Annotated in this window: 24 protein-coding genes; 8 read left to right on the top strand and 16 right to left on the bottom strand. The window is 75.7% G+C overall.

The window, feature by feature from the left end; genetic code table 11:
* Nucleotides 1-114 precede the first annotated feature (114 nt).
* Nucleotides 115-879, top strand: a complete 765-nt coding sequence (locus tag AB0C33_RS44415) for a SpoIIE family protein phosphatase (protein ID WP_358299622.1) — start codon at nt 115-117, stop codon at nt 877-879.
* Between the two features lie 72 nt (nt 880-951).
* Here AB0C33_RS44415 and AB0C33_RS44410 read toward each other — a convergent pair whose 3' ends face one another.
* The gene (locus AB0C33_RS44410) at nt 952-1,485 is read right to left on the bottom strand and encodes a hypothetical protein (RefSeq protein WP_358299621.1); all 534 of its coding nucleotides are present in this window, start codon (nt 1,483-1,485) and stop codon (nt 952-954) included.
* Nucleotides 1,486-1,530: 45 nt separating this feature from the next.
* Here AB0C33_RS44410 and AB0C33_RS44405 point away from each other — a divergent pair, with 45 nt between their 5' ends.
* From AB0C33_RS44405 to AB0C33_RS44395, 3 genes are all read left to right on the top strand, one after another.
* A complete protein-coding gene (locus tag AB0C33_RS44405) occupies nt 1,531-3,141 on the top strand; it encodes a helix-turn-helix domain-containing protein (RefSeq protein WP_358299619.1) in 1,611 nt (536 codons plus the stop codon).
* Nucleotides 3,142-3,292: 151 nt separating this feature from the next.
* Nucleotides 3,293-4,663 (top strand): diaminopimelate decarboxylase, encoded by a 1,371-nt coding sequence (locus AB0C33_RS44400; protein WP_358299616.1) that lies wholly within the window; start codon nt 3,293-3,295, stop codon nt 4,661-4,663.
* Between the two features lie 184 nt (nt 4,664-4,847).
* Nucleotides 4,848-5,192 carry a WGxxGxxG family protein gene (locus AB0C33_RS44395; protein WP_358299613.1) on the top strand — a complete coding sequence of 115 codons (345 nt, stop codon included), beginning with the start codon at nt 4,848-4,850 and terminating at the stop codon, nt 5,190-5,192.
* Nucleotides 5,193-5,359: 167 nt separating this feature from the next.
* Here the strand turns inward: AB0C33_RS44395 and AB0C33_RS44390 are convergent, their stop codons facing one another.
* Nucleotides 5,360-6,151: a putative protein N(5)-glutamine methyltransferase gene (locus AB0C33_RS44390; RefSeq protein WP_358299610.1), complete on the bottom strand. Its 792-nt coding sequence runs from the start codon at nt 6,149-6,151 to the stop codon at nt 5,360-5,362.
* Between the two features lie 402 nt (nt 6,152-6,553).
* On the opposite strand from AB0C33_RS44390, the gene AB0C33_RS44385 reads away from it, so the two are divergent.
* Nucleotides 6,554-8,632 (top strand): prolyl oligopeptidase family serine peptidase, encoded by a 2,079-nt coding sequence (locus AB0C33_RS44385; protein WP_358299607.1) that lies wholly within the window; start codon nt 6,554-6,556, stop codon nt 8,630-8,632.
* Between the two features lie 15 nt (nt 8,633-8,647).
* On the opposite strand, the gene AB0C33_RS44380 is transcribed toward AB0C33_RS44385, so the two are convergent.
* From AB0C33_RS44380 to AB0C33_RS44340, 9 genes are all read right to left on the bottom strand, one after another.
* A complete protein-coding gene (locus tag AB0C33_RS44380) occupies nt 8,648-9,154 on the bottom strand; it encodes a DUF1707 domain-containing protein (protein WP_358299604.1) in 507 nt (168 codons plus the stop codon).
* Nucleotides 9,151-9,954, bottom strand: coding sequence for an ABC transporter permease (locus AB0C33_RS44375; protein ID WP_358299601.1), 804 nt, complete (start codon nt 9,952-9,954; stop codon nt 9,151-9,153). Before AB0C33_RS44375 ends, AB0C33_RS44380 begins: the two co-directional genes overlap by 4 nt.
* Nucleotides 9,951-10,916: an ATP-binding cassette domain-containing protein gene (locus AB0C33_RS44370; protein ID WP_358299598.1), complete on the bottom strand. Its 966-nt coding sequence runs from the start codon at nt 10,914-10,916 to the stop codon at nt 9,951-9,953. The genes AB0C33_RS44375 and AB0C33_RS44370 overlap by 4 nt, the downstream gene beginning before the upstream one ends.
* 17 nt (nt 10,917-10,933) lie before the next feature.
* Complete coding sequence (locus tag AB0C33_RS44365; RefSeq protein ID WP_358299595.1) at nt 10,934-11,866, bottom strand: DUF4097 family beta strand repeat-containing protein; 933 nt, start codon at nt 11,864-11,866, stop codon at nt 10,934-10,936.
* Between the two features lie 5 nt (nt 11,867-11,871).
* A complete protein-coding gene (locus AB0C33_RS44360) occupies nt 11,872-12,426 on the bottom strand; it encodes a toxin-antitoxin system HicB family antitoxin (protein ID WP_358299592.1) in 555 nt (184 codons plus the stop codon).
* Nucleotides 12,427-12,485: 59 nt separating this feature from the next.
* Complete coding sequence (locus AB0C33_RS44355) at nt 12,486-12,887, bottom strand: hypothetical protein (RefSeq protein WP_358299589.1); 402 nt, start codon at nt 12,885-12,887, stop codon at nt 12,486-12,488.
* Between the two features lie 120 nt (nt 12,888-13,007).
* Entirely contained in the window at nt 13,008-13,514 is a 507-nt protein-coding gene (locus AB0C33_RS44350; protein ID WP_352354999.1) for an FBP domain-containing protein, read from the bottom strand.
* Nucleotides 13,511-14,872 (bottom strand): DHA2 family efflux MFS transporter permease subunit, encoded by a 1,362-nt coding sequence (locus AB0C33_RS44345; protein WP_358299587.1) that lies wholly within the window; start codon nt 14,870-14,872, stop codon nt 13,511-13,513. Before AB0C33_RS44345 ends, AB0C33_RS44350 begins: the two co-directional genes overlap by 4 nt.
* Entirely contained in the window at nt 14,869-15,441 is a 573-nt protein-coding gene (locus tag AB0C33_RS44340; RefSeq protein ID WP_358299629.1) for a TetR/AcrR family transcriptional regulator, read from the bottom strand. The genes AB0C33_RS44345 and AB0C33_RS44340 overlap by 4 nt, the downstream gene beginning before the upstream one ends.
* 131 nt (nt 15,442-15,572) lie before the next feature.
* Here AB0C33_RS44340 and AB0C33_RS44335 point away from each other — a divergent pair, with 131 nt between their 5' ends.
* From AB0C33_RS44335 to AB0C33_RS44325, 3 genes are read left to right on the top strand one after another with little or no spacing between them, the layout of a single operon-like run.
* The gene (locus AB0C33_RS44335) at nt 15,573-15,773 is read left to right on the top strand and encodes a ferredoxin (protein ID WP_352355003.1); all 201 of its coding nucleotides are present in this window, start codon (nt 15,573-15,575) and stop codon (nt 15,771-15,773) included.
* Nucleotides 15,766-17,142 carry an FAD-dependent oxidoreductase gene (locus AB0C33_RS44330; RefSeq protein WP_358299584.1) on the top strand — a complete coding sequence of 459 codons (1,377 nt, stop codon included), beginning with the start codon at nt 15,766-15,768 and terminating at the stop codon, nt 17,140-17,142. The genes AB0C33_RS44335 and AB0C33_RS44330 overlap by 8 nt, the downstream gene beginning before the upstream one ends.
* A 16-nt stretch (nt 17,143-17,158) precedes the next feature.
* Complete coding sequence (locus AB0C33_RS44325; RefSeq protein WP_358299581.1) at nt 17,159-18,406, top strand: cytochrome P450; 1,248 nt, start codon at nt 17,159-17,161, stop codon at nt 18,404-18,406.
* Between the two features lie 27 nt (nt 18,407-18,433).
* On the opposite strand, the gene egtE is transcribed toward AB0C33_RS44325, so the two are convergent.
* The 5 genes from egtE to egtA are packed head-to-tail and all read right to left on the bottom strand — an operon-like array spanning nt 18,434 to nt 23,834.
* The gene (egtE, locus tag AB0C33_RS44320) at nt 18,434-19,570 is read right to left on the bottom strand and encodes an ergothioneine biosynthesis PLP-dependent enzyme EgtE (RefSeq protein WP_358299578.1); all 1,137 of its coding nucleotides are present in this window, start codon (nt 19,568-19,570) and stop codon (nt 18,434-18,436) included.
* The gene (gene egtD / locus AB0C33_RS44315) at nt 19,567-20,547 is read right to left on the bottom strand and encodes an L-histidine N(alpha)-methyltransferase (protein WP_358299575.1); all 981 of its coding nucleotides are present in this window, start codon (nt 20,545-20,547) and stop codon (nt 19,567-19,569) included. The genes egtE and egtD overlap by 4 nt, the downstream gene beginning before the upstream one ends.
* Before the next feature lie 18 nt (nt 20,548-20,565).
* Nucleotides 20,566-21,276 (bottom strand): ergothioneine biosynthesis protein EgtC, encoded by a 711-nt coding sequence (gene egtC / locus AB0C33_RS44310; RefSeq protein ID WP_358299572.1) that lies wholly within the window; start codon nt 21,274-21,276, stop codon nt 20,566-20,568.
* On the bottom strand, nt 21,277-22,572 hold the full coding sequence (egtB, locus tag AB0C33_RS44305; RefSeq protein WP_358299569.1) for an ergothioneine biosynthesis protein EgtB: 1,296 nt from the start codon (nt 22,570-22,572) through the stop codon (nt 21,277-21,279).
* Entirely contained in the window at nt 22,569-23,834 is a 1,266-nt protein-coding gene (gene egtA, locus AB0C33_RS44300) for an ergothioneine biosynthesis glutamate--cysteine ligase EgtA (RefSeq protein ID WP_358299566.1), read from the bottom strand. The genes egtB and egtA overlap by 4 nt, the downstream gene beginning before the upstream one ends.
* Nucleotides 23,835-23,859: the final 25 nt, after the last annotated feature.

The raw sequence follows: 23,859 nt of genomic DNA, 5'->3' as shown, positions 1-23,859 counted from the left end.
AAAGACCCCACACCCCCGCACGCCCCCCCACGACGGCTGATCGGCCGTCAGTCGCATCCCGCGCAAGAGGGATGTACTGGGCAGGTGTCGTCGCGCGCGACGGGAGGGACGATCATGACTGTTTTCTCGATCTCGATTCTGCTCGGCTGCCTCTCGGTGATGGCGGTCCGGGGCCGCCGGGGGGACTGGCCGCCCGGCATGCCGGCGGCGCGGCCCCGGCTGGTGACCGCGGGCGGCACGTACGACGGCTCGCACGGCCACCCCTCCGACGCCTACGTCGTCCAGGAGCGGCTGATCGCGCTGGCCGACGGGCAGGGCGGCACGGAGGTCGCGCACACGGCGGCCGCGCTGGCCCTGGGCGCCGTGGTCGCCGCCCGCCCGCAGCACTCCGCCCGGCGCGAGGAGGACATGGACGAGTGCGCCCAGGCCGCCCACCGGGCCGTCCGGCGGGCCGCGTTGCGCACGCCGTCCAGGCCGGCGCTGGTCACGACGATGGACCTGCTGGTGCTCGTCCCCGGGGAGACGCCGTGCCTGCGCTTCGCCCACGTCGGCAACGGCGTGATCTGGCACTGCGCCAAGGGCGGCAAGCCGCGCCGGCTCACCACGTCGCACTCCTTCGACGACGGGCCGCTGCTGCGCGGGATCGGGCTGGCCTCCACGCTGAACCCCGAGGTCGGCACCGTGCCGCTGCGGCCGGGCGACCGCGTGGCGGTCGTCACCGACGGCGTGCTGAAGGCGCTGGGCGAGCACCGGCTGACCGAGCTGCTGGCCGTCGGCCCGTCCCCGGCCGCCTGCCTGGACCGGCTGTACGACGAGGTGGCCGCCGCGGCGCCCAAGGACGACGCCACGATGGTCGTCGCCGACTTCGTCACCGCCTGACCTCCGGCCGCCTGTGGAACGTGCCACCCGACGCGAAGGCGGGGGCAGGGTGGCATGGGGCGCGCCGGGGCGTCAGTCCAGGCGCTGGAGGAGGCCGTACACGAACAGGGCGCGGCGGGACGTGCCCTCGCAGGCGAAGTCGACCGCCCAGTGGTGCGGGGCCGCCCCCTCGCCCTGGAAGCGCACCGGGAAGCTCGCGGCGACGTCGGCCACGACGCACCCCCACGGGGTCAGGTCGGCGGCCGACAGCCGCCGGTCGCCGCCGGGCCGCACGAACCACAGGTTCCACACCTCGCCGCCGGGGCCGGTCAGCGCCTCGAACTCCAGCGCCGGCCAGGACGGCAGCCGCCAGCGGGCCACGTCGCAGGTCAGGCTGCCGAACGGGGCCTCGCCGGCGTACGCGGGCGGGCCGAGCGCCATCCGCAGCGCGGCCCGGCCCTTGGGCGCCCGAGGGGCGTGGGCCAGCCGGGTCCAGTGGGCGTGGGCGGCGCGCAGCTCGGCGCGGGAGGCGTCCAGGTCGGCCAGCGCCTGTTCCACGCGTCGCGGGTTGAGGTCGCGCATGCGGTGCATCAGGGCCAGCTCGAACTGGCGTACGCCGAATCGCATGGCCCCCAGCCTGCCAGGCGTCGTGACCTGCGTATGCTCCCCGTCATGAACAAACGGGGGCAGATCACCCTCCGCGAGCTGCTCGCCTTCGACGAGGGCGGCGTCCTGCGGCTGCTGCTCGCGCCGTCGGGCCAGGACGTGCACGTGTCCGGGATGATCATCGGCGACGAGGGGCCCGCCCGCTCGTACGCGGGCCGCATCGTGCTCGCGGCCGGGCTGTTCCACTCCACCGGCGCGGCCACCGCCTCCATCCGCGAGGCGGCGCGGCGCGGCGCCGCGGCGGTGGTCGTGCGGGCGGGCGAGGACCTGGCCGACGACGCGCTCGACGCGGCCGAGCAGGTCGGCATCGCCCTGCTGGCGCGCGCCGAGTGGGCCGACTGGGACGACGTGGCGACCCTGCTGCGCTCGGCCGCCGCCTACGGCGAGGCGGGACGCGGCGACCGGATGGCCGAGGCCACGGCGGGCGGCGGGCTGGCCGCGCTGGCGTCGGTGGTCGCCGAGTTCACCGGCGGCTCGATCACCATCGAGGACACCCAGTTCCGCGTACTGGCGCACTCGGCCACCGGGCCGGAGGCCGACGAGCTGCGCCGCTCCACCATCCTGGGCGGCCGGGTGCCCGACTGGCGGGTGGACGAACTGCGCCGCAGCGGCCTGCTGCGCACCCTGTGGTCCTCCGGCGAGGTGATCCACCGGCCCGCCGACGGCGACACCCCCGAGCGGCTGATCATCGCCATCCGGAGCGGGCGGGAGATGCTGGGCTCGATCTGGGCCGCCGCCGACGGCCGCAGCCTGTCGCCCAACGCGGCCAGCGCGCTGAGCCGGGCCGCGGAGGTGGCGGTGCCGTACCTGGTGCAGCACCGGCTGCGGGAGAGCGGCGCGCGGTTGCGCGAGGAGCACGCGCTGCGCGGGCTGCTGGGCGGCGAGGGCGACATGAGCACCCACGCCTGGACGCTGGGCCTGCCGCCCGACCTGCGCTGCGCCGTCGTGATCGCCGAGACCGGCCCCGACGCGGCGGGCGAGGGCGCGGCGGCCCGGGGCCCGGCCGGTGAGCGGGTGCTGGAGGTGCTCGCGCTGCACGCCGCCTCCTACCGGACGGGCGTGCGGGTGCTGCGGGAGACCGGCCGGGTGCTGGCCCTGGTGCCGGTGCGCGGCGGCGACGAGCGGGACGTGCTCGGGCTGGCCCGGGAGCTGGACGGGCTGGCCGCCTCGACGCCGGGCGCCGCCGCGGTGCTGGTGGGGGCGGGGTCGGTGGCCGCCTCGCCGCTGGTCGCGGCGGGCTCGCGGGAGGAGGCCGACCTGGTCGTACGGGTCCTGCGCGCCCGCGACGCCGGCCCCCGCCACGCCCTGGCGGCCGACCTCGGCCCCGCCCTGGACGTGCTGCGCGTCCTGGACGCCGTCCGCCCGGTGTGGGAACGCGGCAGCGGCCCGGTGTACGACCTGGTCCACGCCGACCTGGCGGCGGGCGGCGAGCTGGTCCGCTCGATCGCCGCCTACCTCGACGCCGCCGGGGACGTCGGCCGCGCCGCACGCCGGCTGGTCCTGCATCCGAACACCCTGCGCTACCGGCTGCGCCGCGTCCGCGAGCGCTTCGGCGTCGATCTCGACGACCCCGACACCCGGCTGCTGCTCACCCTCGCCGTCCGCCTGGCCGCCTGACCTGGGGCTCCGGATTTTCCTTGGCCGAGTGGACAAAGCCGTATGCGGGCTTTGTCCACTCGGCTGAAGACTTGGCCTGCGGTCATGGCCGAATCTCGTCTGGCCCCCCTCCGAAACTCCCTCTTTCCCGATGCATCCAGGAGCCTTGGACGTGATCCAGAGCAGTGCCACGCTCGCGCCAGCCCCGGCCCGCGGCACCACCGCCGAACGCGCCGCACACGTGCTGCGCCATGCCGTACGCGCCGGCGCGCTCGGCCCGGGCGAGCCGGTCGCCGGCTTCGTCGACACCGCCGGCGTGCGGGACTCGGTCAGGGCGTTGCACGAGGCGTTCGGCGAGGTCCCGGACGTGCTGCACACCTTCGCCGCCAAGGCCGCGTCGCTGATCCCCGTCCTGCGGCTGCTGGCCGCCTCGGGCATGGGGTGCGAGGTGGCCAGCCCCGGCGAGCTGCGGATCGCGCTGGACGCCGGGTTCGCGCCGGGCACGATCGTCTTCGACTCCCCCGCCAAGACCCGCGAGGAGCTGCGCCAGGCCCTGTCCCTGGGCGTCGCGGTCAACGCCGACAGCCTGGCCGAGCTGCGCCGCATCGACGAGCTGCGCGCGCCGGACTCCTCCTCGGTGCTGGGGCTGCGGGTGAACCCGCAGGTCGGCACCGGCACGATCGGCGCGATGAGCACCGCGACCGCCACCTCCAAGTTCGGCGTCGCGCTGCGCGACCCGGGGGCCCGCGAGGCCGTCGTCCGCGCCTTCGCCGAACGGCCGTGGCTGACCCGCCTGCACGCGCACGTCGGCTCCCAGGGCTGCCCGCTGGAGCTGATCGCGGCGGGCATCGCCGAGACCTACCGGCTGGCCGAGGAGATCAACGCGACGCTCGGGGTCCGGCAGATCACCAGCATCGACATCGGCGGCGGCCTGCCGGTGAACTTCGACGGCGACGAGGTGGCCCCCACCTACGCCGACTACGTCGCCACGCTGCGCGCGGCCGTCCCCGGGCTGTTCGACGGCCGGTACGCGCTGGTCACCGAGTTCGGCCGGTCGCTGCTGGCCAAGAACGGCTTCGTCGCGGCCCTGGTGGAGTACACCAAGGACGCGGGCGGGCGGCGGGTGGCGATCACCCACGCGGGCGCGCAGGTCGCCACCCGCACGGTGCTCATGCCGGACGCCTGGCCGCTGCGGGTCGGCGCGTACGGCCCGTCGGGCGACCCCAAGGACGGCCCCCTGCTCGCCCAGGACGTCGCGGGCCCGTGCTGCTTCGCCGGTGACGTGGTCGCGCACGCCAGGGAGCTGCCGGAGCTGGCCGAGGGCGACATCGTCGTGCTGCACGACACCGGCGCCTACTACTTCTCCACCCCGTGGGCCTACAACAGCCTGCCCTATCCGGCGGTGCACGGCTTCACCGTCACGGCGGACGGCGACGTCCGGCTGAGCGAGGTGCGCCCGGCGCAGACCCTGGACGAGATCGCCGCGGCCAGCGGGCTGGCCCAGGCCGACGCGCTGACCGGCCTCCTGGCGGCCATCGCCTGAACGCCTACCGCCCCAACTATGGCGGTATGTCCTGGTTTGTGGGGATTGTTTGCGCGGGTGGGGGTAGGTCTACCAGCGAGTATGGAGTTCTCGCTCCATTTCGGGGGAACCTTCCGGGCCGTCGCCCGGAAGGCGCGACAGGCGGCTCTCCGCCTTGAGGGCCGCCGGATCCGGGGGAACCCACATGCGCAAGACGCTCACCGGCCTGGGGATGGCATTCTGCTTGGCGCTGGCCCCGGCCGCCACCGCTGTGGCGGACACGCCCGTCGTCCAGAGCCAGGCGACGCCGAGCCCGCAACCGACCGAGAACAGATACGACGAGGGCGGCGGCAACGGCGGTCTGTGGGGCCTGCTGGGGCTGCTCGGACTGCTGGGGCTGGCGGGCCTGCGCAAGGGCCGCAACCCGGTGGGGACGGCTGAGCACATGACCACCCGCCCGACAGGGACCACAGGTACCACCGGGACCACGGGTACCACCGGGACCACGACGGGGACCACCGCCAACCCCACCCGCCCGCAGCGTCCGTAAGGAGGACGCGGGCGGTGCCCGGCACGCTCCGGCGCGCCGGGCACCGCGCTGCCCGCCCCCCGGAGCCCCCGACCCCTGCAGCGCCGCCGCGGCCCGATCCGCCGTAGTCCGGTTCGCGTGGGTACGGGCCTCAGGCGGGCGTTGTCCGGTTCACGTGGGTACGGGCCTCAGGCGGGGCGGGTGGCGATGACGGCGGTGGCGTCCAGTTCCTCCGAGACCGTGGCCCGCGCCGGGAGCCCCGCGGCCACGGCGGCCCGGACGGTGGCCGCGGCCTGCCGTTCGCTGGTCTCCACCAGCAGGTGCCCGCCCGGCGCGAGCCAGCCGGACGCCCCCGCGATCACCCGCCGCACCACGTCGAGCCCGTCGCCGCCGCCGTCCAGCGCCATCAGCGGCTCGTGCAGGCGCGCCTCGGGCGGCAGCAGGCCGACCGACTCGGTCGGCACGTAGGGCGGGCTGGCGATCAGGATGCCGACGCGGCCGCGCAGCGAGCCGGGCAGGGCGTCGTACAGGTCGCCCTGGTGGACGTGGCCGCCGGGCAGGTTGAGCCGGGCGCAGCGCACGGCGGCGGGGTCGAGGTCGGCCGCGTGCACCTCGGCCCCCTCCCCCAGCGCCGCCGCGACCGCGGCGCCCATCGCGCCCGTGCCGCAGCACAGGTCGAGCACGACGGGCGGGCGGCCGGCCCGGCGGGCCAGCGCGACGGCCTGACGGATGAGGAACTCGGTGCGCGGACGCGGCACGAACACGCCGGGCTCGACGGCGACGCGCAGGCCGCAGAACTGCGCCCAGCCCAGGACGTGCTCAAGCGGCAGCCCGCCGGCCCGGCGCTCGACCATCCCGGCCAGCTCGGCGGGGGTACGGGCGGTGGAGACCAGCAGCTCGGCCTCGTCCTCGGCGAAGACGCAGCCGGCGGCGCGCAGCCGGGCGACGACGGCGGACATGGGGATCGGGGAGGGGGACATGGGGAGCCTTTCGGGATGCCGATGGGCGCTCCCCGCGGTCACCTGGCCCTGGCGGGCCGGACGTGTGCCGGAAGGGAGCCCCAGCCTGACGAAGCGGTAATGGGTCTCACCTCCTACGGACGTTCTCGGCCAGAGACCGTCACAGTACCAGAGCCGATCCGGCCCGACGCGGGCGGCCGCCGGGGATCTCCCCCGGTCACGCGCACGCCGCCACGCGGATGATCATGTAGTAAAATGTCCGGGAGCTCGGCCGCGGAGATCGTCCCGGCGAGCAGGAGGCGGCCGCGGGAGCCGCGCGAGAAGTCCCGCCGATCACCTGACACGAACGAAGCGCACACCACTACGGTGTGCGCTTTTTGTCGTGCCCGACAACCGGACCACCGTGAGAGGAACCAGGCACATATGCCGCACCACGACGACGACACCAAGATCAGCCTGCCCCGGCAGTTCGCCCGCACCCGGCGGTTCACCCTGGGCGCCCCCTCGGCCTTCACCGTCTCGGCGGACGGCTCCGTCGTGCTGTTCCTGCGCAGCCGCGCCGGCGACGACCCGGTCACCTGCCTCTGGGCCCTGGACGCCGGCTCCGGCGAGGAGCGGCTGCTCGCCGACCCCGCCGCGCTGACCGGCGGCGGCACCCAGGGGATCGGCTCCTACGCCACGGACGACGCGGCCGGCCTGGCGGTGTTCGCCCTGGCGGGCGCGCTGTGGGCGGTGGACGTCCCGACCGGCGCGGCCCGTACGCTGCCGGTGCCCGGCACGGCCCGCGACCCGCGGCCCGACCCGGCCGGGCGGCTGGTCGCCTACCTCTCCGGCGGCGCGCTGCGGGTGATCGGCGCGGACGGCGCCGGCGACCGCGCCGTGGCCGAGCCCGACGGGCCGGACGTGCGGTTCGGCGTGGCCGAGTACGCCGCGTCCGCCTCGATGGGCCGATCCCGCGGCTACTGGTGGTGCCCCGACGGCGGCCGCCTGCTGACGGCCCGGGTGGACGAGGCCGGCGTCGCGCTCTGGCACGTGGGCGACCCCGCCGAGCCCGCGCGCCCGCCCCGGGCCGTGCGGTACCCGGCGGCCGGCACCGCCAACGCCGACGTCACCCTCTGGATCGCCGGGGTGGACGGCGCGATGGACGGCGGGCGCGTCGAGGTCGCCTGGGACCGGACCGCCTTCGAGTACGTGACGGCCGCCGGCTGGGACGCCCACGGCCCGTACCTGTCGGTGCAGAGCAGGGACCAGCGGACGGTCCGGGTGCTGGCCGCCGACCCGGACTCCGGCCGGACGCGGCTGCTGGCCGAGCAGCACGATCCGTACTGGGTGCAGCTCGTCCCGGGCACGCCCGCCCGTACCGGCTCCGGCCGGCTGGTCGCCCACGCCGACCTGGACGGCACGCGGCGGCTCACCGTCGGCGGCGTCCCGGTCACGCCGCCCGGCCTGCACCTGGAGGCGGTGCTCGACGTGGACGGCGAGGACGTGCTCTTCACCGCCTCCGACGACCCCGCGCAGACCCACCTGTGGCTGCACACCCCGGCGGCGGGCGCCCACCGGCTCAGCGTCGCGCCCGGGGTGCACGGCGGGACCCGGCGCGGGGGCACCCTCGTCCACGTCATCCGCACCGCCGAGCACCCGGGCGAGCGCGTCCGCGTGGAACGCCCTGGGACGGCGTCCCCGACGGGGAGCGGGGTCGAGGTGGCGTCGGCGGCGCAGCGGCCGGTGCTGGCGCTGCGCCGGCTGTCGCTCGTCACCACCGGGCGCGAGCTGCGCAGCCACCTGCACCTGCCCTCCTGGCACCGCCCCGGCGACCCGGCGCTGCCCGTCCTGCTGGACCCGTACGCGGGGCCGGCCGGGCGCCGGGTCACCGACGAGCAGGCGCCGATGATGTTCGTCTCGCAGTGGTTCGCCGAGCAGGGGTTCGCCGTCCTGGTCACCGACGGGGCCGGCACGCCGGGCCGCGGCCCCGCCTGGGAGCGCGAGGTGCACGGCGACATGTTCGGCCCCGTGCTGGCGGACCAGGTGGCCGCCCTGCACGCGGTCGCCGCCCGCCACCCGGAGCTGGACCTGCGCCGGGTCGCGATGCGCGGCTGGTCGTTCGCGGGCACGCTGGCCGTCCTGGCGGTGCTGCGGCGTCCGGACGTCTTCCACGCCGCCGTCGCCGGCGCCGGCACCAGCGAGCAGCGTCTGTACGACACCCACTGGCGGGAACGTTTCCTCGGGCACCCGGACCGCCACCCCGACCGCTACGAAGCCTGCTCCACCCTGGTCGAGGCGCACACCCTGGCCCGCCCCCTGCAGCTCGTCCACGGCCTGTCCGACGACAACGTGTTCCCGGCGGGCACGCTGCGCCTGTCGTCCGCGCTGCTGGCCGCGGGACGCCCGCACGAGGTGCTGCCGCTGTCCGGCGCCTCCCACGCCCCCACCTCGGACGAGGACGTCTTCGAGGGCCTGCTCCTCCTCCAGCTCGACTTCCTCCGCCGCCACCTGAACGGGTAGCCGCCGGGGGCCGGGTCAGCGGCGGGCCGGGCGGATGAGCAGGCGGCCGTAGGGGAGGTCGCCGGTCACCTGGACGTGCGGGTGGCCGGGGCGGGGCCGGCCGGGGACCTTGCAGGTCACCCGCCCCCACTCGGACCGCACCCCGTCGGCGTTCGCGGTGGCGCCCGCGGGCAGGACGATCGTGGCGCTGCCGTACGCCAGCAGCAGCTCGATGTCGATGCGCGCGTACGGCACGTGGGCCCGCGACAGGTCGAGCCGCACCCGGCCGTACTTGGAGTCGACGCACAGGCGGCGCGGGACCTCCCAGTCGCCGGTCCGGGTGACGGCGCCGCCGGTGGAGCCCAGCCGGACCACCTCGTCCGGCAGGTCGGCGACGATCGGCGCCAGCTCGCGGGCGGAGGTGGCGGTGAGCGCCAGTTCGAGCCGCCGCTCCAGCTCGCCGGGGTCGAGCCGGCCGTCCGCGTACGCCTGCTGGACCAGCTCGACCGCCCGCTCGCGGTCCGCGCCCGAGACGGTGTTCATCGGCTGACGGCCCTGTTGTACAGCCGCGTGGCCAGCGGCACGAACACGGCCAGGAGCAGCACGGACCACAGCAGCGACACCGGCACGGCGTGCCGCAGCGGCCAGGCGGCGGGCTGGGGCAGGGCGGCGCTGGTGTTGCCGAACAGCTCACGCGCGGCCTGGACGAGCGTGGAGACCGGGTTCCACTCGGCGATCGGCCGCAGCGGGCCGGGCAGGCGCGTGCTGTCGGCGAACGCGTTGGACAGGAACACCAGCGGCAACGAGGTGAGGGTGGCGAGGTTGTTGAACACCTCGGGCGTGCGCAGGGCCAGCGCGACGGTGGCCGTCACCCAGGAGAAGGCGTAGGCGAACAGCAGCAGCATCGCGAACCCGAGCACCGCCTCCGGCGGCGAGCTGTGGACGCGCCAGCCGACCAGCAGGCCGACGAGCGCCATGGTGGCGATGCTGGTGACGTTCATGATCACGTCGCTCACGGTCTGGCCGGTGAGCACCGCCGTCGGGGACATCGGCAGGGTGCGGAACCGGTCGAAGATGCCCTTCTGCAGGTCCTGGGTGAGCGTGTAGCCGGTGATCTGCGCGCTGGTGACGATCGTCATGACGAAGATCCCGGGCAGCAGGTACTCGCCGTAGGACATGCCGGGCAGCTCGATCATGCTGCCGAAGACGTAGGTGAACAGCACCACGAACACGATGGGCAGCATGATCACGCCGCCCAGCAGGTCGGGGGCTCTGCGGATCTTGAGCGCGTTGCGCCTGGCGATGGTCAGGCCGTCGGCGGCGGCCAGTTGGAAGGCGTTCATCGAACGGTCTCCTCGGTCTTGTCGGCGGCCTGGCGTCCGGTGAGGGTGAGGAACACGTCGTCGAGGGTGGGCCGGCGCAGCCCGGCGTCGCGTACGGCGATCCGCTCGGCGGCCAGGTGGCCGAGCGCCCGGGTCAGCGCGGCCGCGCCGCCGGTCACCGGGATCGTCATGCGCAGGGCGGCGGCGTCGACCTGCATCTCGCCCAGGGCCAGCGGCGCCAGGGCGCGGGCGGCGTGGTCCAGGCTCGCCGCGCTGGTCACCGAGAGCTGGATGCGGTCGCCGCCGACCTGGTCCTTCAGCTCCTCGGCCGTGCCGCGGGCGATCACCCGCCCGTGGTCGACCACCACGATGCGGTCGGCGAGCCGGTCGGCCTCCTCCAGGTACTGGGTGGTGAGCAGGACGGTGGTGCCCTCCCGGACGAGCTCGGCGATGACGTCCCACAGGGCGATCCTGGCGCGGGGGTCGAGGCCGGTGGTGGGCTCGTCCAGGAACAGCACGGGCGGGTCGGCGACCAGCGCGCCGGCCAGGTCGAGGCGGCGGCGCATGCCGCCGGACCAGCCGCGCACCGGGCGGTCGGCGGCGTCGGCGAGGTCGAAGCGGTCCAGCAGCTCGCGGGCGCGCTCGCGGCTGCGCCGGGCGCCCAGGTGGTAGAGGCGGCCGACCATCTCCAGGTTCTCGGCGCCGGTGAGGTGGTCGTCCACGGCGGCGTACTGGCCGGACGCGCCGATGCGGGCGCGCAGCCGGCGGGCGTCGCGGACGACGTCGAACCCGGCCACCGTGGCGTGCCCGGCGTCCGGTCGCAGGAGCGTGGTGAGGATCCTCACCGTGGTGGTCTTGCCGGCGCCGTTGGGGCCCAGCAGTCCTAAGACGGTCCCCTCCGGGACGGTCAGGTCGACGCCGTCGAGGGCGGCCACGTCGCCGAACCTCTTGGTCAGCCCTTCGACCACGATCGCGTCTGGCATGTCGGTCTCCTCGGTCGTCAGGAACGGTGGATGTCGATGTCGCCGTGCGTGGTGTGGGCGTGGATCTCGACGGTCCGCGCCGCGTCGCCGGGGTCGTCGCCGGGGTCGAGGGCGACGTTCACGGTGCCGTACCGGGAGCTGACGTCGAGCCAGGCGGAGGTGCCCTCGGGGACGCCGACGTCCAGGCCGCCGCCGGTGGTCTCCATGACGACCGTGCCGGACGCCACCTCGCGGATCTCCACACCGGCGTAGGCGGTCTTGGCGACGACGCCGGCCAGCGGGCGCTCCACGGTGATGTCGCCGTGGGCGCTGTTGAGCCGCAGCTCGCCGGTGACCTCGCCGAGGCGCACGTCGCCGTGGGCGGTCTTGACCGCGGCGGTGCCGTCGATCTCGCCGACGCGGATGTCGCCGTGGTTCGTGGTGATCTCGGCGTGCCCGCGGGCGCGGGTGACGGAGACGGTGCCGTGGGTGCTCTTCAGGCGCAGCCGTCCGGCCTCCTCGACGCGGATGTCTCCGTACGTGGTGGTCGCCGTGACGTCGCCGAGCCGCCCGCGGCACGACAGGCCGCCGGACGTCCTGGCGTCGAGGCGGGAGCCGGCCGGCAGCTCGACCGTCACCTCCACCGAGCCCGTGCCGAGCAGCAGCGAACGCGCCCAGTCGGCGGGCGACTCGACGAGTTTGCCGAGCGAGAGCCCCCAGCCGAGCGCCGGCGCGCCCTGCTCCTTGTCGGCGGCCACCGTGAGCCTGCCGTCGGCGTAATGGACCTGGACGTGCCGGGCGGCCTGCACGTCGGCGTCGTTGTGCTCGTCGCTCGGGCGGACCTCGACCACGGTCTCGCCGCGGTCGCCCGCGACGACGCGGACGGCGGCGGTCGCCAGGTCGAGGACGGCGACGATGGGGCGGGGCGTGTCGAAGGCCGGCATTCCGGTCTCCCTGTCATCGGTCGGCATGGTCATCAGCGCACCCAGCCGCTGTAGCGGTTGCCGGTCTGCGGGGCCGGGCGCCGGGTGGCGCGGCGAGTGGCGTCGCGGGTGGCGTCGGCGGGGTCGAGCGCCGCGGAGACGGCGCGGACCAGCCAGGCGTTGACGGACAGCCCGTCACGCGCGGCCGCCTCCTCGATGCGCGGCTTGAGCGCCTCAGGCACCCGGAGGGAGATCCGGGACGTGCCGCCCTCGTCCGCCTCGGGTGGCGGCGGCGGTGTGGGCGGCCGCTCGCCCGGCCCGGCGCTGACGGGCGGTTGGTCCTGGTCCGGGAACGGGTGGGCGGCGGGCGGTGACGTCACGACGAAGGCGGGGTCGCGGCCGCGCAGGCGCACCTCGACCGAGCCGGGCGCGAGGTCCTGGGTGATCTCGTCCGCGGCGGCCGACAGGGCCTCCAGCAGCGCGAGCCGGGCGGCCGACTCCAACGTGGCGGCGAAGCGTTCGGCCAGCGCACGGGCCTCCTCGCCGCCCGTCCCGGCGGCGAGCATGAGCTCGCGCCGGAGTTGATCGACATACGGGGCAAGGTCCATGACGCCATCATGACACGCGAAGTGACGCCATCGCAATGCGCTATGGCGTCACTATGGCGTCACATGACGTCTCGGGCGGGCGGCGGCCCGGACAGCGCGGTGACGACGCGGTGGCGCAGCAGCTCGTACTGCTCGCGGCACCGGCGCGGCGCGTCCGGGGGACGGTGCTGGACCTGGGGATTCACGAGCACCTCTCCCGGGTGGAACTGGTCGGAGGTGAAGTCGATCTCGGTGCCGCCGGGCAGCACGTTCCAGTAGTGGTGGCCGACCTTGACGCCGTCGGCGTGCACCTCGGCCAGGATCAGGTCTCCGCCGAGCAGGTCCTGGACCACCAGCGCGGTGATCCCGCACTGCCCTCTGGCCGGGTTGTCGGCCCGCCACTCCTCCCGCGCGGCGGTGTCGCAGGTGTCGGGCCCCCAGGCGGCGCGCAACGTCGGCCGCAACAGTTCCAATATCAGCATCCGGGGAGTGTCGCAGGCAGCCCCGACAGTTCACCGGCCGCCACGTTCCCGAGGAAGGGAACCGGGCGGCGTCCTTCCCGCCCCGCGGCGCGAGCCGGACGCCGCCCCTCCACACCCGGGTCACGCCAGGGTGTCGTGCAGGATCTTGTCGAGGAAGGCGTCCAGGTTGACCGTGGTCCTGGCGACGCGTTCGGCCACGCTCAGCGACTCGAACCGGACGCCCAGCTCGGTCTCCTTGCGTCCCCGGACGTACAGGGAGCAGGCCAGGTCGGCGCACATGTAGGCGCCCACCGTGTTGCCCTGCCGCCCCGCCGCGCCGACCCGGGCCGCGGTGAACAGCGCGACGCCGGTCCCGGCGTGCGGGGTCACGCAGACCGAGCAGAGCGTGCTCTTGGTGAAGCTCCTGCGCACCTCCTGGCCGAGCCGCAGCGCGACGCCGACCGGCGCGCCGCCGCGTTCGGCCACCAGGTACGCCCGCTCGGGCGCCCCCGGATCGCGCCAGCCCAGGAAGTCGAGGTCGGGCCAGGGCAGCTCGGGCAGCCCCCTCGGGACGGCGAGCCGGCGGGCCTCGCCCTTGGAGCAGTTGACGAAGGACGAGCGGATCTCGTTCTCGGTGACGGGGTTCATGACGTGCCTGCTTTCGAGGACGGGAGGAACAGGGCGGGCAGGAGGCAGAGCACGACGGCGGCCAGCGTGACCCAGAAGGCGGGCCGGTAGCCGCCGTGCTGGAGCAGCACGGCCACGCAGGCGGTGCCGGCCGCCGCGCCGACCTGCTGGCCGATGGCGTTGGCGGTGGTCGCGGCGGGCACCTTGGCCGGCGGCAGCGAGTGGTAGAGGGTGATCATGGTGGGTGCGACCGCGAGCGCGGCCCCCACCCCGCGGACGAACAGCGCCACCGGCAGCAGCGCCATGCCCGCGCCGGGATCGGCCAGCGCGAACGGCAGCGTCCCGGCCGCCAGCAGGACCAGGCCCGTGACGACGATCCGGCGCGAGTTGCCGTTCAGGTCGATCAGCCGGCCGGCCGCCAGCACCGCGACGAGCATGCCGAGCCCCTGCGGCGCGAGCACCAGCCCGGCGCCGAGCGCTCCGGCCCCTTCGGCCGTCTGGACGAACAGCGGCACCAGGAACACGGCGGCGAACAGGGAGAAGTTGGCCAGGAAGGCCAGCGCGGCGGAGGCGGCGAAGGCCCGGTCGCGGAACAGGCCGGGCTCGACGATCCGCGGCCCGGAGGTGCGGGCGGCCCGCCACAGGCAGGCGGCCAGCAGTAACGCGCCGGCGGCCGCGGTCAGCGCCGCCACGGGCTCACCGGCCCCGCTCAGCCCGTGCAGCAGCAGGGTCAGGCCGCCGCTCACGCCGAGCAGGCCGGCCACGTCGAGGCGTTCGGCCGGGCCTTCCGGCCGGGCGGTGCGCACGTACAGAGCCGACAGGACGACCCCGGCCGCCACGAACGGGACGTTGACCAGGAACACCCACCGCCACGACAGCGTCTCCAGCAGCACGCCGCCGACGACCGGCCCGAGGACGGGCGCGAACACGGCGGGCACGGCCATCAGCGCCATCATCCGGCCGAGCCGCTCGCGCCCGGCCACCTCGACGACGATGATCCGGCTGAGCGGGAAGAGCATGCCCGCCCCGGCCCCCTGCACGACGCGGAAGGCGATGAGGCTGCCGAGCGACCAGGCCGACCCGCACAGGATCGAGCCGGCCAGGAACACGGCGAGCGAGGCGGTCCAGGCCGTCCCGGCGCCGAACCGCTGGGCCGCCCACCCGGTCGCCGGGATGACCGCGGCCAGGGCGAGCAGGTAGGCCGTCGTCACCCATTGGGTGGCCGCCAGGTCGGCGGAGAAGGCGCGGGCCAGGGTGTGCGTGGCGACGCCGACCACCGTGCCGTCGAGCAGGGCGGTGAAGGCGCCGAGGGTGAGCACCCCGGCGACCGTCAGCAGCCGCCGGTCGAGGCCGGGCCGCGTCGCGGTCGTTCCGGTCATGGGGAAACCTGCCAATGTCTCAGTGCGCTGTCGAGCGCGTCGATGATCGCGTCCCACGAGCTGCGGACGTCGCGGGACGCCTGGAAGCCGCCGCGGGCCTCCAGGTTGGTGAAGCCGTGGAAGGTGCTGCGCAGCAGCCGGATGGCGTCGGTGTGGGCCGGCTCGGGCAGCCCGTAGGCGGCCACGACCGCGTTGGTGGTGGTGAAGATGCGCTGGACGTCGGCGCACCCGGCGACGATCTCGGGGGCGAGCCGGAGCTGGGTGGCCTCGTACAGGCCCGGGTGGGCGAGCGCGAAGTCGCGGTAGGCGGCGGCGAAGGCGGCCAGCGCGTCCTTGCCCGCCTTGCCGGCGACGGCCGCGGTCAGGGCGTCGGCCTGGATGCGGGCGGCGCGCAGGGCCACCCGGACGCGCAGGTCCTGGAGGTTCCTGACGTGGGAGTAGAGGCTGGCGTCCGCGACGCCGAAGCGGCGCGCCAGGGCCGAGACCGTCAGGTTGTCGAACCCGGCCTCGTCGGCCAGCTCCCCGGCCGCCTCCGTCACGCGGTCCGCCGTCAGACCGGCCCGAGCCATCATGATCCACCTCCGCAGCAGGAAACCTAACCTTCCTAGGTTTTATCCTAGGAGTCCTAGGTTTCGCAAATCAGGAAAACTTGGGATCAGGTTGGAACGTGGCTGGAGCAGCCGTTCGTAACGTGGCGGACATGAGAGTGCTCGTCGATCTGAACCGCTGCCTGAGCTACGGCCAGTGCGTGTTCGCGGCGCCGGCGGTCTTCCGGTTCCACGGCGCCGAGTCCCTCGAGTACGACTACGCCCCGGCCGACGCGCTGCGCGAGCAGGTGCGCGAGGCCGCCGCGGCCTGCCCGGTGCAGGCGATCACCTGCTCGCCGGACGACCATGCGTAGCGCGGTGATCGTCGGCGCCTCGCTGGCCGGCCTGCGGGCCGCCGAGACGCTGCGCGCCGAGGGCTTCACCGGGGAGCTGACCCTGATCGGCGACGAGCCGTACGAGCCCTACGACCGGCCGCCGCTGTCCAAGCAGGTGCTGGCCGGACGCGCCTCGCCCGCGCACACCGCGCTCGTCACGGCGCGGGACCTGCGAGCGCGCTGGCTGCTCGGCGAGCCCGCCACCGGCCTGGACCTGCGCACCCGGCAGGTACGCCTGGCCGGCGGGCGCGAGATCGGCTTCGACCGGGTGCTGATCGCCACCGGCACCCGGGCGCGCCCCTGGCCCGAGCCCGCCGAGGCGGCCCTGACCGGCGTGTTCACCCTGCGCGGACGCGACGACGCGGCGAGCCTGCGGGCCGCGCTCGCCGCCGGGCCGAGCCGGGTGCTGGTCATCGGCGGCGGGTTCACCGGCTCGGAGATCGCCTCCGTGTGCCGCGAGATGGGCCTGGCCGTGACGGTCGCCGAACGCGGCCCGGCCCCGCTGGCCGGCGCCCTGGGCGCGGCGGCCGGCAGCGTGGCCGCCCGGCTGCACCGCGAGCACGGCGTGGACCTGCGGGTGAACACCACGGTGATGGCGCTGGAGGGCGACGCGGAGGGCCGGTTGCGCGCGGCGCACCTGTCCGACGGCGACGTCCTGCCGGTCGAGGTCGCGGTGGTGGCGCTCGGGGCCGTCCGCAACACCGAATGGCTGGACGGGGCGGGCCTGGCCGCCGACGCGCGCGGGGTGGTGTGCGACGCCGCCTGCCGGGCCTTCGACGCCGACGCGATCGTCACCTCCGACGTGTTCGTGGCCGGCGACGTGGCGCGCTGGCCGCACCCGCACTACGACGGCCTGCTGCTGGCCGTGGAGCACTGGGACAACGCGGTGCGCCAGGCGGCCACCGCCGCGCACAACATGGTCGCCGACCGGCCGCGCCCGCACCGGGGGCTGCCGGCGTTCTGGTCCTACCAGTTCGGCGTCAGCATCAAGTCCGTCGGGCTGCCGACGATCGCCGACGAGGTGGTGGTCACGCAGGGCTCGGTGGCCGAGCGCCGCTTCGTGGCCTGTTTCGGCCGCCAGGGCCGGTGCGTGGCGGCGGTCGCGGTGGACGCCCCGCGCTCACTGCCCGCCTACGCCGGCCTCATCGAGGCGGCCGCGCCCTTCCCGCCCGACCTGCGGGCCGCCGACGGGCCCCGCACGCTGCTCCCGGTGGCCGCCGGCCTGGCCGTGGACGGCCAGTCCACGCACAGCCCGACGGCCGCGGTGACCGGGCAGGGCCCGACCGCGCGCGAGGTGCCGCGCGAGCGCGACCCCCGCTCGCCGCTGACCGCGCCGCCGCTGGAATGAGAGCCGGAGGACGACCATGGCCCACCAGGTGACGCAGAGCCTGTTCGCGCAGGTCCTGGACGAGGCGAGCCGCCCGGACCCGTACCCGCTGTACGCCCGGCTGCGCGAGACGCCCGTCTCCCGCCAGGGGGACGACCTGTACGCGGTGAGCACGTACGCCGAGATCGTCTCGCTGCTGCACGACCCGCGGATCAGCTCCGACGAGCGCAAGAGCAGGAGCGGCTCCGGCTCGTTCGGCGCCTCCGGCAGACTGATGGCCGGACAGGACGCCCAGGACGGCCAGGAGTCCCGCAAACCGGCGTTCATCTTCCTCGACCCGCCCGACCACGACCGGCTGCGGCGGATCGTCATGCGGCACTTCACCCCGGAGCGCGTCAACCGGCTCGGGGAGCACGTGGTGTCGCTGGTGGCCGAACTGCTCGACCGGCGCGCCGGCCACGACTCCATGGACGTGGTGGACGACCTGGCCTACCCGCTGCCGGTCACGGTGATCTGCGACCTGCTCGGCGTGCCCAAGGAGGACGAGCCGCGCTTCCACGGCTGGGCCTCGGCCCTGGCCCGCACGCTGGACCCGCCCGAGGGGCTGTCGGCCGAGGAGGTGCGGCAGGCCGAGACCGCCGCGCCGGAGCTGCGCGCGTACCTGGTGGAGCTGGCCGGCGAGCGGCACGCCCACCCGTCGGACGACCTGCTGTCGGCGCTGCTCACCGACGGCGAGGCCGAGCGCATGGACGCCCCGGAGATCATCGCGACTATGGCCCTGCTGCTCATCGCCGGCCACGAGACCACCGTCAACCTGATCGCCAACGGCATGCTGACGTTCCTGCGCAACCCGGAGGCGCTGGCGCGGCTGCGCGCCGACCCCGGGCTGATCGTGCCGGCCGTCGAGGAGGTGCTGCGCTACGACCCGCCGGTGCAGTTCCGCACCCGCACGACGCTGGCCGACATCGAGATCGCCGGGGTCACCGTCCCCCAGGGCGCGGACGTGGCGCTGCTGCTGGCCTCGGGCAGCCGTGACCCGGCCCGCTTCCCCGGCGCCGACCGCTTCGACCCGGCGCGGCGGGACAACCAGCATCTGGGGTTCGGCGGGGGCGTGCACTACTGCGTGGGGGCGCCGCTGGCCCGGATCGAGGCGCGGGTCGCACTGGGCGCGCTGGTGAACAGGCTGGTCGGGCCGGAGCTGGCCGCCGGCCCGCCGCCGTACCGGCACAGCGCGTCGCTGCGCGGGCCCGCGCACCTGCTGGTCGGCTTCGACCGCCTGCTCTGACGCCACCCGCTCTGACGCCCGCCCGCTCTAATGTCCGTCGAGGACGCGGGCCAGGGCGTCCAGGGTCTCCTGCCGGGTTCCGGGGGGCGGCGAGACGCGTAGCACCGGTTCCCGCAGGTCGAGCGGGGCGCGGGCGACCGGCGCGACGCCCACCAGCAGGCCCGCCGCGGCCGCCGCCGCGGCCGTCCTGGTGGGGTCCGCGCCGCCGGGCGGGCGCAGGGTGACGATGGCCGTCGGCTCGTCGTACGGCTCCACCACCCGCCAGCCGCCCCTGCCGTCGAGCGTGCGCCGGGCCGCCGCGCCCAGCTCGGCGAGGTGGGCGCGGACCGCGTCCGGCCCCAGCGCGTGGTGCTCCAGGACGGCGACGCCGAGGCCGATCCGCGCCGCGACCGCCGACTCGGCGCTCTCGTAGCGCGCGGCGCCGGGCAGCGGCCCGCTGCGCGCCGGGTCCTCCAGCCAGACGTGACCGCCGAGCGCGGGGGCCGCCGCGTCCATGTCCTCGGTGAGGCCGGGGACGATCAGGAAGCCGACGCCGCGCGGCCCGGCCAGCCACTTGCGGGAGGTGCCGACGTAGGCGGTGGCCCGCGCGCCGGTGATGTCCAGGTGGCCGAGGGACTGGCACACGTCCAGGACCAGGGGCACGCCGGCCTCCCGGCACAGGCGGCCGATCTCGCCGACCGGCTGCGCGCTGCCCCGGTGGGAGGGCAGGTGCGGCAGGGTGACCAGGTCCAGGCCGCGGCGCAGGGCAGCGGACAGGGCGTCGAGGTCGAGGCGGGCGGCGTCGTCGGCGGGCAGCTCGGCGAGGGTCCAGCCGCGCTCGGCGGCCAGGCGGCGCAGCAGCATGAGCGTGCTGCCGTACTCCGAGCGGGTGAAGCCGACCCGGGCGCCCGGCGGCAGCCGCCAGCCGCCGAGCAGCGCCGCCATCGCGGCCGTGCCGCTCTCCAGGAAGGCGACGTCGGCCGCGGCCGCGCCGGTCAGTGCGGCCAGCGCGGCCCTGGGCGCGGTCAGTCCGGGCACGGCGGCGTACCCGCCGAGCTCGCGTTCGCGCCGCAGGTGCTCGACCGTCGCGGCCAGCGTCCGGTCGCTGGGCACGTTGCAGCCGGCCGCGTCCAGGTGGCCGGGCGGCGCGGCCGAGCGGGCGGCCCGCCAGCGTGCGGCGATCACACCCCGGCCAGCAGCAGCCCGAAGTCGCCGGCGGGGTCGGTCCACGACCGCAGGACGGTGAACCCGGCCGCGGCCAGCTCCTCCCCCAGCGGCTCCAGCCGGAACTTGGCGCTGATCTCGGTCCGCATCTCCTCGCCCGCGGCGAAGTCCACGGTCAGGCCGAGCGCGCCGACCCGCACCCGCATGTCCCGGGTGGCCCGCAGCCGCATCTCGATCCAGTCGTTGCGCTGGTCGTACAGGGCGACGTGCTCGAACGCCGCCGGCTCGAACCCGGCCGCCAGCTCCCGGTTCACCACGCGCAGGACGTTCCGGTTGAACGCGGCCGTCACCCCGGCGGCGTCGTCGTAGGCCGCGACCAGCCGCCCGGTGTCCTTCACCAGGTCGGCGCCGAGCAGGAACGTGTCGCCGGGCCGCAGGGTGGCGCGCACCTCCTTCAGGAACACCTCGCGGGCGGCCGGTTCGAGATTGCCGATCGTGCCGCCGAGGAAGGCCACCATGCGCCTGCCCGAACGCGGCAGCAGCCGCAGGTGCCGCTCGAAGTCGGCGCACACCGGCCGCACCTCCAGCCCGGGATAGCGGCCGCCCAGCCGGCGCGCGGCCGCCTCCAGGGTGACGGCGTCCACGTCCACCGGCGTGTAGGCGCGCAGCGTGCCCGCCGCGGTGAGCGCGTCCAGCAGGACCACGGTCTTCTCGCTCGTGCCCGACCCCAGCTCGACCAGCGTGTCGGCGCCGCTCGCGGCGGCGATCTCGGCCGCCCGCGCGCGCAGGATCGTCAGCTCGCGGCGGGTCGGGTAGTACTCGGGCAACCGGGTGATGCGCCAGAACAGGTCGCTGCCCGCCTCGTCGTAGAACCACTTGGGCGGCAGCCACTTGGGCGTGGCCGTCAGCCCGGTCCTGACGTCGTGTTCGAGCGCCTGGCGCAGGTAGCCGGGGTCAAGATGGTTGATCACATGGACGGTCGGCTGGGTGACGGGCACGAGATCCTCCTGAAAAGGTCACAACGGCTGGACGCGTACGTCGTCCGGCGTGGCGGTGAGCAGGCTGCGGTCGGGCGCCTCCTGCCAGCCCGGCCGGTCGTCGAGCGGCTCGCTGGCCACGTACACGCCGTCCCGGTCGGCGCGGAAGAAGAGGGTGTCGCCCCAGACGGTCGCGGCGAGCGCCGTGCCGTCGCAGGCGAGCAGGTTCAGGCGGGCGGCGGGGTCCTTCTCCCCCGCGCGCACGACGACGTCGGCCAGCGCCGCGGCCAGGCCGAGCCCGGCGCTGCCGCGGGCGAACACGGCGGCGGCCAGCCAGGCCGAGTCGCAGGGGCTCTCGGGCAGGTCGTCGGCCAGGTCCATGACCGCGTCGCGCTCGACCCGGCCGTTATGGCTGAGCAGCCAGCCGCCCCCGGCGAACGGCGCGGTGGCGCTCTCCTCCACCGGCATCCCGGTCGTGGCGCACCGCACGGCCGCGATCAGGCAGCCCGAGCGGGCGATCTCGGCGAGCGCGGGCAGGTTGGCGTCGGCCCAGATGGGGATGGCGCGGCGGTAGCGGACCGGCTCCGGCCTGGCCGGGTCGTACCAGGCCATGCCGTAGCCGTCGGCGTTGACCGTGCCGTGGCGCTGCCGCCGGGGCGCGTACGACTGGGCGAGCAGGCCGTGCGGCGGCTCGTGGATCAGCGTGGTCAGCGGGCGCGGGGCGCCCAGCCAGGCGGCGTGCCGGCACATCTAGACCCGCTCGGCGTCGCGGGCGCAGCGGAAGCCGGTGAAGATCTGCCGCCGGACCGGGTAGTCCCAGTTGCGGAACGTCGTCCGCACCGCCGCCGGGTCGGCCGCCCACGAGCCGCCGCGCAGCACCCGGTACTCCTGCCCGAAGAAGACCTCGCTGTACTCCTTGTACGGGAAGCTGCGGAACCCGGGGTAGGGCTGGAACCACGACCCGGTCCACTCCCACACGTCGCCGACCATCTGCTCGGCCCCGTACGCGCTCGCCCCGGCGGGGTAGGCCCCCAGCGGGGCCGGCCGGGCCGCCCGGTGACCGAGGTTGGCCAGGTCGGGACGGGGATCCTCGTCGCCCCACGGGTACTTGCGGGCCCGCCCGGCGTCCGGGTCCCAGCCGCACGCCTTCTCCCACTCGGCCTCGGTGGGCAGCCGGCGGCCCGCCCAGCGGGCGTAGGCGTCGGCCTCGTACCAGCTCACGTGCTGGACCGGCTCGTCCATCGGGACGGGCTCGGCGCGGCCGAAGCGGGTGCGCCACCAGGAGCCGCCTTCGCGGGTCCAGAACAGCGGCGCGGTGGCGCCGCTCTCCTGCCGCCAGCGCCAGCCGTCCGGGTGCCACCAGCGCGGGTCGTCGTAGCCGCCGGACTCGACGAACGCGGCATAGGCGGCGTTGCCGACGGGCAGCCGGTCGATCCAGTAGGCGGGCAGGTCGACCCGGTGGGCGGGGCGCTCGTTGTCGTAGGCCCAGGGCAGGGTGCCGGTGCCCATCTGGAAGGGGCCGGCGGGGACGTACACCTCGGCGGGGCCGGTGGCGCGGCCCGGCGGCAGGTCGCCGTCGCGGACCAGGCCGGGCTGCCGGGACAGCTGCCAGGTGGCCAGCATCGTCTCGTCGTGCTGGTGCTCGTGCTGGATGACCAGGCCGAACACGAACCCGTCGCGGTGCAGCGGCGCGGCGGCCTCCAGGTCGATCGCGTCCAGCACGTCGAGCACCCGGCCGCGCACGCCGCCGATGTACCTCCTGGCCTCCTCGGGGCCGAGGATCGGCAGGGTGGGACGGTCCTTGCGGGGGTGCTTGAAGGCGTCGTAGATGTCGTCGATCTCGGGGCGCAGCGGCGTGATGCCGGCGGCCTCGCGCAGCACCCACAGCTCCTCGTAGTTGCCGACGTGCGCGAGGTCCCACACCAGCGGCGACATCAGCGGGGAGTGCTGGCGCAGCAGGAGGTCGTCCTCGGCCTCGGTGTAGGTCAGCGAACGGTCGCGCACCGCGGACAGCTCGGCGGCGATGCGTTCCTTGATGTCGTTCATGCCCGTCCTTCTCCGCTCAGCCAGGCCGGCAGGCGCCGTACCGGGTCCGTCATCAGGTCCATCAGGTCGGCCGCCGGGGAGCGGCCCGCGCTCACGTACCGGGCGGCGAAGCCGGACACGCCGTCGACCAGATCGGCGGGCGCGCCGAGCCGGGGCAGCGCCTCGACGGCGGCGCGGAAGGCCGCCTCGGCGGCGCGGGCGAGCCGCGGGTCGGTCAGGCCGCATCTGGCGGCCACCTCGGCCAGGCCCGCGACGGGCTCGACGGCCGACAGGGCGGCGTCGGCGGCGCGGTCGTCGGTGATCAGCGCGTGGGTGACGGCGACGCATACCGGCCAGTCGTCCGGGTGCTGGGCGTCGAGGTAGCGGATCTCCAGCCAGCCGCGCGGCCGGACCGGCGGGAACAGCGTGGTGGCGTGGTAGGCCAGGTCGTCGGGGGTGGGCGGGCGCTCGCCCGCGCCGTCGAGCCAGTCGCGGAAGGTCGAGCCGTCGCCGACCGCGCGGTAGCGGCGCTCGTCCTCGCGGACGAGCATGAGCCGGGCGTCGAGCAGGTACGCCGCCCAGGCCGCCGCCGGGTCGCCGGAGCCGTCGACGGGGGCGGTGCGGGTCGGGTCGAGGTTCTCCCAGACGGCCTGGCGGCCCGACATCCAGCCGCAGGGGCGTCCGCGGCTCAGCGGCGAGTTGCTGAAGGCCGCGGTCAGGACGGGGCCGAGCAGCCTGGCGCGCTCCCACCGGACCGCCGGCCGCTCCCCCAGGTCCACGTTGACCTGGACGGACGCGGTCGAGCACATCATCAGCGGCCCGTACGGGCGGCCCAGGAACTCGGCCATGGCGTCGTAGCGCGGCTGGCGGAGCTGCCGCCGGGCCGGGCGCAGCGGGTCGAGCCCCACGCCGCCCAGCACCAGCCCGGCCCGCCCGAGCGCCGCGCGGACGGCGGCCACGTCGGCGGCCAGCCGTCCGATGGCCTCGGCGGGCGGCCCGGCCGGGCCCGACAGCTCGATCTGGCCGCCCGGCTCGTACGTCACCCGGCTCCCGCCGGCCAGCGCCGGGACGACCCGCTTCACCCGGTCCATCGGCACCTGCCGCGCCGGATCCGCCCGGTCGAAGATCAGGAACTCCAGCTCGGCCCCCACCCGGTCGCCCGGGGCGGGGGCGAAGCACCGGCGTGCGAACTCCTCCACCTCCGGCACGCCCCGGAGCGGCTCGCCGGCCGCTCCCGAGGCGCCGGACCCGCCGGCCGCCGGGCCGGTCATCGCGTGGCGCATGTGCTTACAGACCCGCGAGACCCGC

The sequence above is a fragment of the Nonomuraea sp. NPDC048881 genome (assembly GCF_040649795.1).
GTDB lineage: Bacteria > Actinomycetota > Actinomycetes > Streptosporangiales > Streptosporangiaceae > Nonomuraea.
This window is presented reverse-complemented; position numbering and strand designations above follow the sequence as displayed.